Raw genomic sequence first — 15,180 nt, 5'->3', positions numbered from 1 at the left:
ACACAATAAGCCGGAAAAATGCCGGATTTTACACCAAAATGTGAAATTTTGCGGTTTTGCTTTTCCACTATCCGTCCAGATATAGTATGATGGATGCCATATGCAAAACCCACAACGAGGAGAGAACAGACTGTGACTACACCGAATCAAGGACCTTTGCCCGGCTTCGCCGAATTCAGCCGCAAGGTGGCGGCGGAGGGAGCCGTCCTGCTAAGGAACGAAGGAAATGTCCTGCCGCTGGCCAAGGGGGAAACCGTATCGGTCTTCGGCCGAATTCAAGTCAATTATTATCGCAGCGGCACGGGCTCGGGCGGCAGCGTCCATGTTACCCATACAACCAACCTGCTGGACGGCCTGCGCGCCAAGCCGGAGATCGCCGTCAATGAAGAGCTGGCTACGGTCTACGAGGAGTGGATCAAGCGGCATCCGTTCGACAACGGCGGCGGGGGCTGGGCTGCCGAGCCCTGGCACCAGAAGGAAATGCCGTTGACCGACGAGCTGGTGGCTGCAGCGCGGGCCAAATCGGACAAGGCGATCGTCGTCATCGGCCGCACCGCCGGCGAGGACCAGGACAATGCGGACAAGCCCGGAAGCTACCGGCTGACCGAGGACGAGCTGGAGATGCTTCGCCGGGTGACGGCCCGCTTCGAACAGACGGCCGTTGTTCTGAACGTCTCCAATATCATCGACATGAGCTGGATCGACGGGCTCGGACAGTCCATACCTGCCGTGCTCTACGCCTGGCACGGCGGCATGGAAGGCGGCAATGCCATCGCCGACGTGCTGACGGGGGAAGTGACGCCGAGCGGCAAGCTGACGGATACGATCGCCTATTCCATCGACGATTACCCGTCGACGAAGAATTACGGCCAGGAGCACACGAGCGTGTACCAGGAGGACATTTACGTCGGGTACCGCTACTTTGAGACGTTCTGCCCGGACAAGGTGCAGTACGAATTCGGCTACGGGCTGTCTTACACAACCTTCTCGCTGGAGCCCGAGGAGGCCAAACTCGCCATTCGGGACGGCCGGGAGCATGTGGAGCTCGGCGTAACCGTTCGCAATACCGGCGCACTCTATGCGGGCAAGGAAGTGGTACAGCTCTACTGCGAAGCCCCGCAGGGCAAGCTGGGCCGTCCGGCGCGGACGCTGACCGCCTTCGCCAAGACGCGGCTGCTGCAGCCGGGCGAGTCGCAGCGGCTCGTCCTGAGCGTGCCGGTGAGCGCGCTTGCGGCCTACGACGACGCAGGCGTCACCGGGCACCGCTCGGCGTATGTGCTGGAAGCGGGCATCTACCGCTTTCATGCCGGAACCAGCGTACGGCAGTCCGTCCCGGTCCGCGTAGACGGTCAGGAGGGCTATGCCGTGGAGGCCGCCCGGGTGGTGGAGCAGCTCACGGAGGCGATGGCCCCGATCGAAGGCTTCCGGCGGATGAAGCCGGGCGCGCGTCGGAAGGACGGCACCTATGAGCTGGGGTACGAGGACGTTCCCCAGCGGACGATTTCCCTCGCCGAGCGGATCGAACGGAACCTTCCCGAGGAGATCCGGCCGACCGGCGACCGCGGCTTTAAGCTGAAGGACGTTAAGGAAGGCCGCGTCGCGCTGACCGAGTTCGTTGCCCAGCTCGACGACGCCGATCTCGCGGCGATCGTGCGCGGCGAAGGCATGAGCAGCCCGCTCGTCACCTCGGGAACGGCCTCGGCGTTCGGCGGCGTGAGCGACCGGCTGGTGCATTTCGGCATTCCCGTCGCCTGTGCGGCCGACGGACCGTCCGGCATCCGCATGGACAGCGGCCAGCAGGCGACCCAGGTGCCGATCGGTACGCTGCTGGCGGCGACCTGGAACGCGGAGCTGGTAGAAGAGCTGTATGTACTGGAAGGGCAGGAACTGGTCCGGTACCAGGTCGACACGCTGCTCGGCCCGGGGCTCAACATCCGCCGCAGCCCCCTGAACGGACGGAACTTCGAATACTTCTCGGAGGACCCGCTGATCTCCGGCGTGTTTGCCGTCGCCTGCGCGCGCGGCATCCGCCAGGGCGGCGCAAGCGGCACGCTGAAGCACTTTGCCTGCAACAACCAGGAGAAGCACCGCAGCAAGGTCAACGCCGTCGTCTCCGAGCGGGCGCTGCGCGAAATTTACCTGAAGGGCTTCGAGCTGGCCGTCCGCGAAGGCGGGGCAAACTCGGTCATGACCGCGTACAACCCGATCAACGGCCACTGGTCGGCCTCCAATTACGACCTGTGCACCACGATCCTGCGCGGCGAATGGGGCTTTAGCGGCATTGTGATGACCGACTGGTGGGCCGTCATGAACGATGTCGTGAACGGGGGCGAACCGGATCGCAAATACACCGACTCGATGGTACGGGCCCAGAACGACCTGTACATGGTCGTGCCCAACTACGGGGCGGAGGTCAACTACTGGGGCGACAATACCCGGGAAGCGCTGGAGAACGGCACGCTGACCCGCAGCGAGCTGCAGCGGTCCGCGATCAATATCCTCTCGTTCATCCTGCAAGCGCCGGTGATGGAGCGCGGCGAGAGCGGCGGCGAAGCGGCGGTTCCCGTTCCGGCGGCAGACCTCCGGACGGCAGCGCCGGACGGCGTACAAGTGCCCACACCGGGCGCACCGATCGCCATCTCCGGCACCGGTCCGGCCTACTTGCGAATCGAGGAAGCAGGCGAATACCGGATGCTGGCGGGCGTGATGTCGGAGGAGGACATCCTGGCGCAGAGCGCCTGCAACCTCCTGATGAACGGCCAACTGGTGATGACCGTGCAGACGAACGGCACGAACGGCCGCCGGATCACCCAGAAGCTGATCAAGGTTCGGCTGGAGGGAGGACTCTACGAGCTGAAGCTCGACTACGTCAAGCCGGGCATGCAGCTGGACTGGCTGGAATTCAAACGGATCTGACGGCGATAAGTCCTCTAGGAAAACCTCCAAATGGGTGCCGAGAGTGAATTTAAGAAAAGATCGGCCGCAAGGACAACATAACACTCAAGCAGGACAAGAGATGGCTTCTGAATTCGTCAGAGGCCGTCTTTTTAATTTCTATTTGAACAGATGTGGTCCGCTTCGATGCCCGTCGAAATGTCGTGACGCTCCCACTCCCGGGTGGTATACTTTGGAAGCATTGCGCTCAGGAAACCCCAGAATTGGTCGAATTCGGGGGAGCGAAGAGGGGGAAGGAAATGAAGAAGAACAGGTATCGCCTATGGATAGCCGCGCTCTGCGGCATCCTGGTTTTGACCTCGTTTGCAGCGGTGGAACCGAAGGTAAATGCCGCTTCCGCATCCATCAAAAGCGTGCTGGCAGACGGGACGATGCTCCTGGCGGATGGATCGATCGTTTTTCCGGATCGGGAATTGGCCAAAGGCCTCGGAGTGGTCCGGATTACAGGGACGGAAACCAAAGGATACGGCATTACGGATCAAGGCGCGCTTGTCCGCTGGACCCAAGATCAAGCGCCGGCGTTGGTTCCCGATGTGACGGGAGTCAAGCAGGTGACGATGAGCAGGCTGCTCAAGACGGACGGAAGCCTCTGGGCATGGAACGGGGATACCCTCGTGCGAGAGAGAGCGGAATCCAACATCGTCCTGATGGATGATGACGGCATCTCGACGCTCGCCGCCCTTTCTTCGGACGGTGCCATTACTTTACAGGTCGGAAGCGGAGAAAAACCGATCAAGCTGGAACGGGTTAATTCCTTGTCCTCCGTGCGGAAAATCGCTGCGGGGAAAGAGCGGATAGCGGTTCTCTTCGACGATGGAGAGGTCATGATGGCGGAAGTCCACCACCTTGGGTACGACGGGGAAATCGGTTGGAATCGGGTGACGGGCGATGGGGAGGACATCGCCTTCCTCAGCGACTCCCGTTTGGCGGTTGTTTTGAAGGGCGGCAACGCCATGCTCAATCGCCTGACGAGTGGGTACGGTTTTTTTGAACTGAGCCAATATCCCGAGGCCTATCAGTTGAAGCAAGTGGTTAGTGGTTTGAACTCATCGTTCTATGGACAACGTTATTCGGGAGAATGGGTCTATTTTCACGACAAACAAATCACCCCGGTCGACTTGGCAAAGCCGAGCGGAATCCTGCTCACGGCTTCGGCGACCCGCCCCAAGATTGGGGATGCCTTCAAGCTTTCCTTGGAACAGCTATACGACAATGGCAGGAAAGCGCCCATCCCGCTCGATCAGGCTGCCATCACGGTTGACAAGCCCCATCTGGTTAAGGCGCTCCCGGATGGAACCTTTAAAGCAACGGGAGTCGGGGACGCCGTGATCACCGCCCAATTCGGAGAGTGGAAAGCGGACGTTAAAATCTCTCCGAGCTTGCGCTATCCGCTGGAGACGCTTAAAGAGATCAAGGGAGTAACCTACTTGCCGCTCGTGGGCACGGTGCAAGCCCTGGGCGGAACCTACAGCTTTAACGCCAAGGCCAAAACTTTCACGGTTCTGGTTGGCTCGACTTCCTTGATTCTAACCAAAGGCAGCGACAAGGTGAAGGTCGGCGGCAAAACAATCACGATGAAGGGCAGCCTGACCGAGGATAAGGGAGTAACGCTGCTGCCCGCCGGTTTGCTTACCACCGTTTTCGGAGCCAAACTGAGCTGGAATCAGGACAAGACCCGGATCACCGTAACGATGGGATCGGGGAGCTTTGCCGCAACGTATCTCTATGCCGCTTATGGCAGCGGGCAATGGTCGGATTGGCTGATTCTCATGGGGTATCCCGCCCAGAACCAGATCAGGCTTTATTTCCGTATAGAGGACAAGAGCGTTCGCGTTCATACCGAAAGCTTGACGAACCGAGCACTGGAGCCAAGCGCTGTTGCCGCTGTGGAGCGATATCTGGACGATTATCTGATTGGGATCGGGGTATTTACCCCTGACCAGTACAATGTACCTTATAAAACGATAAATTAATCTGCTTAGGTGTAGAGCGCCTCATCGAATAGACATTGGAGAATCCTTTGGGAGACTGCAGTGAAAGTTCGTTTGAGGCGTATTTTGCTATGGCTATCTTCGGTGTCCGATGCCTGGGAGAGGGCTCTACCGCCTTTCAGGGGTTTTATTATTTTTTTGCTAAGAGGCAGGAAACGGGAAGGAGACAGAGAATCTTAAAGAACAATATAGGATTTTATGTAAAAAATACAAATAAAACGCAAAATATGACGGCGTCTGCGTTATTTGTCGAGCGATCGGTAAACGAAAAGGAGGGAGAGGACATGCGCTTTGCTTTGGTATGCACGGATGAAGAAGCATGCTGCGACAAATGCAACCTGGAGATCATCTATTCGTTTTTTGCCCGGCGGTTCGGAGTAAGGGTGCTGCGGCTCAAGGATATCAATTCCTTCTTTGAGCTCGCGGAAGACAAGGTGGAGTTTTCCGGCGTTCTCCTGAAGATGAAGGAGTTGTCCTCCGAGGCGTTCGTGTTCCAGAGCATCATGGAGCGCCGTTTCCCGAATGTAAAATGCTTCGTGATTGCCGACCAGAAGAAGTCGGGACCGGGCTATGTTCAGGCGGGAGCGGACCGCGTGTTTGTCGGGCCTCTGCACAGCCGGGAGCAGAAGGAACGGCTGCACGACATGCTCGTTCGCGTTTTTGAAGGCGCGCCCCCGGAGGCGCCGGGTGGCCCGTCTCCATCCGTCTCGGGCAAGAGCGAGTCGATCAAGCTGGACACGGACAGCTTATCGCTGGTCGTCGCCAGCAAGGAAGTAAAGCTGACGCGCAAGGAGTTCCAACTGATCGAGTATCTGCATACCGCGAAGAAAGCGGTGTCCACCGAGGAATTGCTCGAAATGCTCTGGGACCCCTACACGGCTCCGGAAATCGTCCGGCAGTACATCTACAAGCTGCGCCACAAAATCGCCATGCATACAGGGGAGGAGCGAATGATCGTATACCGGCGGGGAGCCGGGTATCAATTGACCGGGACAGGGGGAGCGATTACGGACTAACGCGAGGAACCGAAAAAATAACGGAGGATTAACGGTCAGGCGATGTCGCGCCTGGCCGTTTTTGTTTACACTGTGGAAAATTGCCAATGTTTGAGAGTTTATGGCTTGTATTTACAATTTTGAGGAGGGAATGAAGATGCCGAGCATTTGCAACCGAATCACCGTACAGGCGGATATCGACACGGTATTTGACCGCACCAACGACATCGAGCATTGGACCGAGCTGTTTACGGAGTACCGGGAGGCCGTCGTGCTGGAGCGCCGCGAGGGGTATATCCGCTTTCGGCTGACGACCTTTCCCGATGAAGCCGGAAAGGTGCGTTCCTGGGAGTCGGAGCGGTTCCTGGACAAACCGAATAACCGGATCACCGCCCGCCGGCTGGCGCCGCTGATGCCCTTCCGCCATATGAATCTGGAGTGGACCTACGGGAAGACGGAGGACGGCGGCACGGAGATGGTGTGGGTCCAGGAATTCGAGGTCGATCCGGCGAGCGGGCTGACCGACGAGCAGGTAACACGGCACTTGAACGGCAATACGGTCGAACAGATGGCCGCCGTAAAGGCGAATATTGAGAAAAGCTTGATCCGCGGCTGACGGAGGGACGATCCATGGCAAAGCGAGTAGTGATAACGGGCATCGGCGTCCTGACTCCGCTCGGGACCAGCCCCGAGGAATTCTGGGAGGCCTCCCTGCGCGGCAAGGCCGGCTACGGCAAGCTGACGGGCCTGGACAAGCTGCCGCTGAAGAGCCGCGTGGCGGGCCGCATTCCCGACTTCGAGCCGCTCGGCGGCACGGCGCGGCAGGAGGCCCGGGACCGCATGGGCCGTCCGGCCTTCCTCGCGGTCAACGCGGCCATCCGGGCGGTGCTCGACGCCGGGCTTCGGCCGGAGGACGAGGACCGCGAGCGGTTCGGTGCCTGCGTGGCCAATGCCATCGCCGACACGCCCTTCTCCGAGAGCGCCTATCTGGCGATCACGGCGGAAGCGAGCGCTCCGCTGCGCGGCGGCACGGAGCTGCCGCTGTACCAGAAGGGCATGTTCGCGCCGATCGCGCTGGAGGTGGCGCATGAATTCGGGCTGCAGGGCGAGGCGCTGGTCATGTCCACCGGCTGCACCGGTGGCATCGACGCCGTCGGCTACGGCTTCGAGTCGATCGCGGGCGGCGAGCACGACCTGATGCTGTGCGGCGCCTCGGAGGCTCCGATCAGCTACATGACCGTCTCGTCGTTCGACGCAATCGGAGCGCTCACGACCCACTTCAACGATGAGCCGGAGCGGGCCTCGCGCCCCTTCGACCGGAAGCGCAGCGGGTTCGTGCTGAGCGAGGGCTGCGCCATGCTGCTGCTGGAGGAGCTGGAACACGCCGTCCGCCGGGGCGCCCCGATCTACGGCGAGATCACCGGCTTCAGCAGCAAGAACAACTGCTACCACATGACCGATCTGCCCGAGGACGGCGACGCGCTGCACCTCACCATGCAGGAGGCGCTGCGGCGGGCCGGGCGGCGGCCCGATGAGATCCAATACATCAACGCGCACGGAAGCTCGACGCCGCAGAACGATCTGTTCGAGACGATGGCGTACAAGAAGACGTTCGGCGAAGCGGCCTACTCGATCCCGATCAGCTCGACGAAGTCGATGACCGGCCATCCGCTGTCGGCGGCGAGCGCCATCGAGATCGCCCACTGCCTCTTGGCGATGCGCGAGGGGATGATCCCGCCGACGATCAACCAGGAGGAGCGGGACCCGGCCTGCGATCTGAACTATGTGCCGAACGAGCCGCTGCCCCGGCGGCTGGATGTCGTCCTCACCAACGCGAGCGGCTTCTCCGGGCTTCATTCGGCGATGGTGCTGGCCCGCTTGCCCGAGGGGACAGAAGCGGCAGCGGCAGCGGCAGCAGAGCGGGAAGAGCTTCGGGAAACCGCGGTTTAACAGGCCGTCTCCGGGAAGCCGAGGCGAAGCCGGACTGTCTCCGCGAGACGCGGTTTAGCGGCCCCGGGAAGCCGATGCGAAGCCGGACCCTCTCCGGGAAGCCGGGGCCATCCGGGCTAATTGAGGCCGTCCGGGCAAGTCAAGGCCGTCTCGCGGCTTGCCCCATTTCACCAACGGAAGGAATAACGATGATGAGCGAACGAGTCGTGATCACCGGAATCGGGCTGGTCGGGCCCTGCGGCAATTCGACGGCGGCCTTCTGGCAGGGCCTCCTGGAGGGAGACGGGCACTTCACGCCGCTCCCCCGCTCCGCAGAGGGAAGATTTGCTCCCCGCCCGGCCGGACAGGTTACCGGAATCGAACCGGAGCGCCACTTTCCCCGGCGCTTCCTGAACAAATGCGCCCGCTTCTCCGTGCTGTCGCTGCTGGCTGCAAAAGAAGCGCTGGAGGATGCGGGCCTCGCGGACGACACCCTCCGCACGGATCGCGTCGGCATCTTCGTCGGCAACAATTCGGGCGGCTGGGAGCAGGCCCACCAGGGCCTGCAGACGCTGCACACGGAAGGCCCGGGCTTCGTCAGCCCGTTCCTCGCGAGCAACTGGTTCCCTGCCGCCGCCCAGGGGCATCTGTCCCTGGCCTACGGCATCAAGGGACTCAGCAAGACCCTGATCGCCGACCGGGCGAGCGGCCTCGTGGCCATCGCGGCGGCGGCGAAAGCCATCCGCAAGGGGGCGGTGGACATCGCTCTCGCGGGCGGGGTGGAGACGCCGCTGGACGAGTGGGGCCTCGCGTTCTACGAGTCCTCCGGCCTCCTGTGCGCGGCCGGGGCGGAGGAGGCCCGATACGCGCCGTACCAAGCCGGACGCAGCGGCCTGCTGCTCGGCGAAGGAGCGGCCTATCTGGTGCTCGAATCGGAGACAAGTGCGCGGGCGCGCGGCATGCTGGAGAAGGCGAAGGGGAGCATCCAGGGCTTCGGCATGACCAATGCCGGCGCCCAGGCCCCTTCGGCCGAGACGAGCATCCGCCAAGGGGCGCGGGCGATCGAGCTGGCGCTCGGCCAGTCCGACGCCAAGCCGGACGAGCTCGGCTATGTCTCTCTGGAGGGCGCAGCCTCCGTCGAGGAGGACGCGCTGGAATGCGCGGCGCTTCGCCGCGTGCTCGGCGACGGAGCCCGCCGGCCGGTGGCCGGCTGCCCGAAGGCGGCCTTCGGGCACACCGTAGGGGCAGCGGGGGCGTTCGACGTGGCCCTGGCGGCGATGGCCATGCAAGAAGCCGTGATTCCCGGCATCGCCGGCATGCGCGAAGCGGATGCCGAATGCGGGTTATCGTTTGCGGACGCGGCGCCCCGGGAAGCGCGGGCGGATGCCTCGCTGGTGCTGGCGAGGGGCAGCGGCGGCATTGCGGCGGCGCTCGTCGTCGGCCGCAAGTGCTCGTAGAGGCGGGAGCCGCAAGTTAGGCTCCGGCCTAGCGAAGCGGCCGACTAAGCGTTCGACTAAGCGGAAGGGAGGAGAAGCGGATGGCACTTCAAGTGGGAGATGCGCTGGAGCAGGTGAAGGGCATTCTCGAGGATGTCGGAATCGCCGAGGAAATGTCGGGCGACATGCGGCTGTTCGACGATCTGGCGATGGACTCGACCGAGCTCGCCCAGGTCTCGGCCTCGCTCGCCAAGAAGTTCGGGCTTGCGATCCCCGGCAAAGAGCTGAAGCATTATTCCATCGACCAGATCGTGACAATGGTCACGGCATGATTCTGGGCATCGGCATCGACCTCGTCAGCCTGGAGTATATCCGGGGGGCGGTGGAGAAGACCGGAGAAGCATTCTTGAACCAGATTTACTCGCCGGAGGAGCAGCGGCTGTACCGCCGGCTCAACCGGCATGGCTTCGATTTCCTCGGCGGCCGATTCGCCGCCAAGGAAGCCTTTCTCAAGGCGATCGGAACCGGACTGAACGGCGAGCTGAGCTTTTCGCAGATCGAATTTCGCCAGCTTGCCTCGGGCCAGCCGTATCTGGCACTCGCCGGTCCGGTTCAGGCTTACGTGGGCCCGGATTCCCGGGTGCATGTAAGCATTACTCATCACGAAGGCTACGCGGCGGCGATGGTGATTGTGGAAGCCCTGCCCCCGGCAGCCGACAAGGAGACGTAAACCGTGAAAACGAACAAGCTGCTACTGCTATTGTCCATTAATATTCTCTTGACCTTTTCCATCATGGTCAGCATTTTTCCCATCGCGCCGGTCATCAGCGCCGACCTCGGCATGACACCTGAACAGATCGGCAGCATGGCGGGGATAGCCTCGCTGATCATGACCTTTCTGTCCATACCGGCCGGGGTGCTCGCCGACCGCTACGGACGCAAGAAAATCATTCTCTTCTCGATGACGCTGTCGACGCTGGCGCTCGCGGTGGTGTCCTTCTCCCAGACCGCCCTCCTCCTGTCCATCGGCTGGATGGTATTCGGCTTCTCCCGCGGCTTCCTCGCCACCCCGATCTTCGCGGTGGTGACGGACGTCTGCAAGCCGGAGGAGCGCGGCAAGGCGATGGGCATGGTGTCCGGAGCGATCGGGGCCGGCTCGGTGCTCGGCTACGTGCTGAGCGGGCTGATCAGCGACCATTTCGGCTGGCATGTGACCTTCGAGGTGCTCACCGCGCTGCTCCTCGCCGCCTCCCTCGCCACCTTCCTGCTGCTGAAGGAGACGGGAACGCGCAACACGGAGCGGAGCATCGGCAAGGCGTTCAAGCTGTCCTTCCGCTGGCTCGGCTACCGGGAGATTCTGTTCGCCGGCATCGTCGGCACGCTGTGCTTTATGGTCGGCAACTACACCACCTTCCTGGTGCCCTTCGCCGCCAAGGAGCACAACATCTCGCTGTCGATGATCAGCCTGCTGTTCATTCCCTACGAGGCGGTCGCCTCGTTCGGAGCGGTGCTGATCGGCTGGGCCTCCGACCGCTTCGGCCGCCGCACGCCGCTGATCCTCTCGCAGCTCGTCTGCGTCGGGGCGCTGCTCCTGCTCGGGCTGCTCGACTTCAGCCCGGCGCTGCTGGCCGTCACGTACGCCTTCATCGGGCTGACGGAGGGTCCGATCATCACCGTCGTCAATACGATCATCACCGACAAGGTGGTGGGGATCAATCCGAGGGAGATCGGCACGGCGCTCGGGACCTTCCGGACCCTGCAGGGCATCGGCGTGGCCTTCGGCTCGTCGCTCGGCGGCTTCTTCTACAGCCGCATCGGCACTCACCCCAGCTACCTGGTCGGAGTCGGCATTCTCGCCGTGACGCTGCTCCTGTCCCTCACGCTCGGCAAGCGGGCGGCGCACGGAATCGGGACCCCCACCAAACAGGAGGTGCTTGCGCATGATTCAGGATCAAACGCTGGCTGACGTGAACGAGGTGCCGGTGAACACGGCGCGCGGCGGACGCATGCAGGTCTACGCCAGCCCGAAGACGGTCGGCACGACCAAGCTGATTATGGGCAGCACGGTGCTGGCCCCCGGTGAGGAGGTTCGCGAGCACCTGCACGACTACGGCGAAGAGGTAGTGCTCGTCGTCCGCGGCCAGGGAACGCTTCACCTGGACGGCGAGACGACGCGGATCGCCAAGGACATGCTGTTCGTCGCCAAGCAGGGTCAGCCCCACCGGATCGTCAACGACGGCCCCGAGGAGCTGGAGCTCATCTTCGCCACCGCTCCGCTCGCTCCGACGGCGGCTTCCGGCCACAGAGAGGTGTAACCGGTGAAACGCGCCCCTTTCATTGTCGATACGCATGCCCATTTCGCCGTCCAGGCGAACAAGGAGTACGAGCGCGGCCGCGAGCGGCACGACGAGCGGAGCGAAGCGGCCTTTAAGGACCTAAAGAACCTCAAGCGGCTCGTCGGAGCCGACCGCGACGAATTCGTCGAGGAAGCCAACTCGCTCGAGGATTACATGGCCGTGATGAACGACAACGACATCTCGGTGAGCTGGGTGCATCAGCTGTCTTTCCAGGATGTCTACGGCTACGAGGTGCTGTCCAACGAGGCGGTGGCCGACGCCGTCCGCCGGAATCCGCATAAGCTGCGGGGCTTCGCCAGCGTCAATCCCCACCGGGGCAAGGAAGCGGTGCGGGAGCTGGAGCACGCCATCAAGGACCTCGGGCTGCACGGCTTCAAGCTCAACCCGAACGACTACGGCGGCTTCTGGCTGGACGACCGCGAGCTCCTCTACCCGCTGTACGAAAAATGCAGCGAGCTGGGCATCCCGGTCAGCGTGCATACCGGCATCACCCCCGGCAGCATCTTCCGCATGAAGCACAACAACCCGCTGTTGCTCGATGACGTGGCCGTCGATTTTCCCCAGCTCACGCTGATCGTCGAGCACATGGGCCATCCGTGGAACGACCTGTGCTACTACATGGTCGGCCGCCACGACAACATGTACGTGACCGTGACGGCGGTGGCCAACATCCTGGTCCACAACCGTCCGCAGGTGTTCCGCATGGAGCTGTGCAAGATGCTCGGCCAGTGCGGCAGCCACAAGATCCTCTGGGGCTCGGACTGGACGGTCACGCCGAACATTCCCGAGGTGCTCGCGTACCTGACGAAAGTGTCCGTTCCGTTTCCCATGAAGAAGATGATGGGCATGCCCGACATTACTCAGGAGGACATCGCCAATATTCTGGGGCTGAACGCCCTCCGAATCCTAAAGTAGGTGAACCGTATGGCGGAGCTATTGATCGACCTCAGCGTTCCGATGGAACGAAACGACGGCGAGATCGCCGAATTCGGCTTCAGGCAGATCGGCCACCGGGAGGGCGGCGACGTGTTCGGGCGCAACTTTGCGCTGTCCCGCAAGCCGACCCTGAAGGCCACCCTGCTCTCCGCGTTCCGCTATTTCACCGGCAAGCAGCGCATCAGCCGCAAGTCCTTCCCCCAGGAGGAGTTCCTCAACCTGGAGATCGTCACGGCCTCGACCCACACCGGCACCCATTTCGACGCGCCGCTGCACTTCGGCTCGACGAGCGAGGGCTTGCAGGCTCCGCCCGTCGATCACATCCCGCTGGAGTGGTGCTACGGCGACGGCGTGGTGCTCGACCTCACCCACAAGAAGGCGGGGGAGTTCATCCTGCCGGAGGACCTCGGCCAGGCGCTGGACAAGATCGGCTACACGCTCAAGCCCGGCGACATCGTGCTGCTGCGCACCGGCGCGGACCGGCACTGGGGCACGAAGGAATACCTGACCTGCTACCCCGGCATGAGCCGGGAAGCGACGGCTTATCTGACGGGGAGGGGCATCCGCCTGATCGGCGTCGACAGCTACGGCCTCGACCGGCCCTTCGCCAACATGATGGGCGACTACCTGCGGACGAAGGACAACCGGGTGCTGTTTCCGGCCCACTTCTGGGGCCGCGACAAGCTCTACTGCCACATGGAGCGGCTGACCAACCTGGACAAGCTGCCCGCGCCGTTCGGCTTCAAGATCGCCTGCTTTCCGGTCAAGCTGCGGGGAGCGGGGGCGGCATGGGTGCGCGCCGTCGCCATCGTGCCGCAGGAAACGACTGTACGTTAAAGCGGAAGAGGGCTCAGCCCGTTTCCGAGAGGATACCCATACGAGGAGGAAAATGAAATGGCTTATGAATTCGAAGTCAAGGTTACCGGAGTCAAGGGACACTGCCGCGCGGGACACAAGGAAGGCGAAGTGCTCAAGGTGTCGACCCTGAACGCGGGTCCGCTGTGCGGAACGGCCTACCACGCCATCTTCCCGATGATGCTCGCGCTGAATATGGGCGCGAAGCTGCCCTGGGACCCGGAAGGCAACACGGTCTATTCCGCCTGTCCGGACGTGCGCAATCAGATGAGCATGGAGATTCGCCGCATCGAGGTGCCCGACGCCGGCGGCCGGCCGCCGTTCGCGCAGGCGCATAGCTGATCGAAAGAGGGAGGCGAACCGTACGTGAACGCAAACGAGCAAGCCGCACGGCCCTTTCCGGAGCGGGATTCTATCTGCGTCTCGCATTACCCGATTCCCGTCTCGAATCCCACTCCCCAGGAGGCGGCCCGGCTTATGGAGCTGGACCGGCCCAAGAGGGGCGATCAGCAGGTCGCGCTGTATCTTCACATTCCCTTCTGCGACCTGACCTGCTCCTTCTGTCCGTTCAACAAGTACGTGAAGCACCAGGATCAGGTCGACCGCTATCTGGCCGCGCTGAAGGACGAGATCGCCCTTTACGGACGGACCGCCTACGGCAAGAGCGCGGTGATCGGGTCGATCAACCTCGGCGGCGGCACGCCGTCGTGCCTGACCCTGCAAGAGCTCACCGCTATTCTGCAAGCGATTAAGGGAGCCTTTACGGTGGCCCCGGATGCGATGGTCTTCGTCGAGGGCAATCCCCGCAACTTCACCCGCGACAAGCTCGCCGGACTGAGGGCCGAGGGGCTGTCGCGGATCAGCGTCGGGGTGCAGACCTTCCAGCCCCGGCTCGGCGGCTACCTGAACCTCTATCACACGGTGGAGGATTCCGAGCGGCTGCTCGTCGACGCCCGCGAGCTCGGGATCGACAACATCGGCATCGACCTGATGTACAACCTGCCCGGCCAGACCGACGAGGACTGGCGGGCCGACATCCGGACCTCGATCGAGCTCGGCATCGACCACATCTGCCTCATCTCCTTCTGCGTCGTCCCGCACACTCCGATCGCGGAGAAAATCCGCGCGGGCGAGGTGCCCGGGGTGGGCACGCTGGACGACGAGATCCGGTTCTACGCCGAAGCCAGGCGGATGCTGCTCGCCGCCGGCTACGAGCAGTACAGCGTGATCGACTTCGCGCTGCCCGGCAAGATCGACCGCCACGCGGCGATGTACTTCGGCGAGCAGAGCGACCTGATCGGCATCGGCTCGGCGGCCTTCGGCTTCCTCAACGGCTACATGTACATCAACGACGGCAACCTGGCCGAGTACATCGACAAGGTGAACGCGGGCGGGCTGTCTGTGGCCTGCGGCGAGAAGGCGGCGCCGGAGGAGTTCGCGCACGGCATGATGGCCAAGGGCCTGCGCATGCTGTCCGTCGACCGCGGCGATTTCCGGCGGCGCTTCCGCTGCGACCCGGAGGATCTGTTCCCGGATACAATGGCCGAGCTGACCGCGTCCGGAATGATCGAAGCGGACGCGTCCGGCGTCCGGCTGACGGAGCAGGGCATCATCTGGGGCAACAACGTCTGCAAGGCGTTTTTCTCGGAGAAATACAAGAATTACGGGCTGCAAGCGCGGATGAAGCTGGCCAAGGGCCGGCCGGTTCAATCGGTCTAAGAGAAGG

14 protein-coding genes are annotated in these 15,180 nt (G+C 62.6%); all 14 read left to right on the top strand.

Annotation, left to right across the window (positions count from 1 at the left end; genetic code table 11):
• Positions 1-93 precede the first annotated feature (93 nt).
• Entirely contained in the window at positions 94-2,916 is a 2,823-nt protein-coding gene (locus ACSEXS_RS19675) for a glycoside hydrolase family 3 protein (protein WP_438434956.1), read from the top strand.
• 278 nt (positions 2,917-3,194) lie between these two features.
• Positions 3,195-4,928, top strand: coding sequence for a copper amine oxidase N-terminal domain-containing protein (locus tag ACSEXS_RS19670; RefSeq protein ID WP_438434955.1), 1,734 nt, complete (start codon positions 3,195-3,197; stop codon positions 4,926-4,928).
• 302 nt (positions 4,929-5,230) lie between these two features.
• Positions 5,231-5,962: a winged helix-turn-helix transcriptional regulator gene (locus ACSEXS_RS19665; RefSeq protein ID WP_438434954.1), complete on the top strand. Its 732-nt coding sequence runs from the start codon at positions 5,231-5,233 to the stop codon at positions 5,960-5,962.
• 136 nt (positions 5,963-6,098) lie between these two features.
• Positions 6,099-6,557: an SRPBCC family protein gene (locus tag ACSEXS_RS19660; RefSeq protein WP_438434953.1), complete on the top strand. Its 459-nt coding sequence runs from the start codon at positions 6,099-6,101 to the stop codon at positions 6,555-6,557.
• Between the two features lie 14 nt (positions 6,558-6,571).
• Complete coding sequence (locus tag ACSEXS_RS19655) at positions 6,572-7,891, top strand: beta-ketoacyl-[acyl-carrier-protein] synthase family protein (protein WP_438434952.1); 1,320 nt, start codon at positions 6,572-6,574, stop codon at positions 7,889-7,891.
• Positions 7,892-8,079: 188 nt separating this feature from the next.
• Positions 8,080-9,327, top strand: a complete 1,248-nt coding sequence (locus ACSEXS_RS19650) for a beta-ketoacyl-[acyl-carrier-protein] synthase family protein (RefSeq protein WP_438434951.1) — start codon at positions 8,080-8,082, stop codon at positions 9,325-9,327.
• Positions 9,328-9,407: 80 nt separating this feature from the next.
• Positions 9,408-9,638: an acyl carrier protein gene (locus tag ACSEXS_RS19645; RefSeq protein ID WP_438434950.1), complete on the top strand. Its 231-nt coding sequence runs from the start codon at positions 9,408-9,410 to the stop codon at positions 9,636-9,638.
• A complete protein-coding gene (gene acpS, locus ACSEXS_RS19640) occupies positions 9,635-10,036 on the top strand; it encodes a holo-ACP synthase (protein WP_438434949.1) in 402 nt (133 codons plus the stop codon). Before ACSEXS_RS19645 ends, acpS begins: the two co-directional genes overlap by 4 nt.
• Before the next feature lie 3 nt (positions 10,037-10,039).
• The gene (locus tag ACSEXS_RS19635) at positions 10,040-11,272 is read left to right on the top strand and encodes an MFS transporter (RefSeq protein WP_438434948.1); all 1,233 of its coding nucleotides are present in this window, start codon (positions 10,040-10,042) and stop codon (positions 11,270-11,272) included.
• Positions 11,247-11,621, top strand: a complete 375-nt coding sequence (locus tag ACSEXS_RS19630; RefSeq protein ID WP_438434947.1) for a cupin domain-containing protein — start codon at positions 11,247-11,249, stop codon at positions 11,619-11,621. The genes ACSEXS_RS19635 and ACSEXS_RS19630 overlap by 26 nt, the downstream gene beginning before the upstream one ends.
• A 3-nt stretch (positions 11,622-11,624) precedes the next feature.
• Positions 11,625-12,578, top strand: a complete 954-nt coding sequence (locus tag ACSEXS_RS19625; RefSeq protein WP_438434946.1) for an amidohydrolase family protein — start codon at positions 11,625-11,627, stop codon at positions 12,576-12,578.
• 9 nt (positions 12,579-12,587) lie between these two features.
• Complete coding sequence (locus ACSEXS_RS19620; protein WP_438434945.1) at positions 12,588-13,436, top strand: cyclase family protein; 849 nt, start codon at positions 12,588-12,590, stop codon at positions 13,434-13,436.
• A gap of 57 nt (positions 13,437-13,493) precedes the next feature.
• A complete protein-coding gene (locus tag ACSEXS_RS19615; RefSeq protein ID WP_438434944.1) occupies positions 13,494-13,796 on the top strand; it encodes a TIGR04076 family protein in 303 nt (100 codons plus the stop codon).
• A gap of 24 nt (positions 13,797-13,820) precedes the next feature.
• Positions 13,821-15,173 carry a coproporphyrinogen-III oxidase family protein gene (locus ACSEXS_RS19610; protein WP_438434943.1) on the top strand — a complete coding sequence of 451 codons (1,353 nt, stop codon included), beginning with the start codon at positions 13,821-13,823 and terminating at the stop codon, positions 15,171-15,173.
• Positions 15,174-15,180 lie beyond the last annotated feature (7 nt).

The organism is Gorillibacterium terrae (genome assembly GCF_051594785.1).
In the GTDB taxonomy this organism is placed as follows: Bacteria; Bacillota; Bacilli; order Paenibacillales; family NBRC-103111; genus Gorillibacterium.
Note: the sequence above shows the minus strand (reverse complement) of the source record. Positions and strands in the feature narration are given on the sequence as shown.

Coding starts and splice junctions, on each gene's coding strand:
- ACSEXS_RS19650 (WP_438434951.1), top strand. CDS start 8,080: ATGATGAGCGAACGAGTCGTGATCACCGGAATCGGGCTGGTCGGGCCC.
- ACSEXS_RS19655 (WP_438434952.1), top strand. CDS start 6,572: ATGGCAAAGCGAGTAGTGATAACGGGCATCGGCGTCCTGACTCCGCTC.
- ACSEXS_RS19660 (WP_438434953.1), top strand. CDS start 6,099: ATGCCGAGCATTTGCAACCGAATCACCGTACAGGCGGATATCGACACG.
- ACSEXS_RS19675 (WP_438434956.1), top strand. CDS start 94: ATGCCATATGCAAAACCCACAACGAGGAGAGAACAGACTGTGACTACA.
- ACSEXS_RS19615 (WP_438434944.1), top strand. CDS start 13,494: ATGGCTTATGAATTCGAAGTCAAGGTTACCGGAGTCAAGGGACACTGC.
- ACSEXS_RS19670 (WP_438434955.1), top strand. CDS start 3,195: ATGAAGAAGAACAGGTATCGCCTATGGATAGCCGCGCTCTGCGGCATC.
- ACSEXS_RS19645 (WP_438434950.1), top strand. CDS start 9,408: ATGGCACTTCAAGTGGGAGATGCGCTGGAGCAGGTGAAGGGCATTCTC.
- ACSEXS_RS19665 (WP_438434954.1), top strand. CDS start 5,231: ATGCGCTTTGCTTTGGTATGCACGGATGAAGAAGCATGCTGCGACAAA.
- ACSEXS_RS19630 (WP_438434947.1), top strand. CDS start 11,247: ATGATTCAGGATCAAACGCTGGCTGACGTGAACGAGGTGCCGGTGAAC.
- acpS (WP_438434949.1), top strand. CDS start 9,635: ATGATTCTGGGCATCGGCATCGACCTCGTCAGCCTGGAGTATATCCGG.
- ACSEXS_RS19620 (WP_438434945.1), top strand. CDS start 12,588: ATGGCGGAGCTATTGATCGACCTCAGCGTTCCGATGGAACGAAACGAC.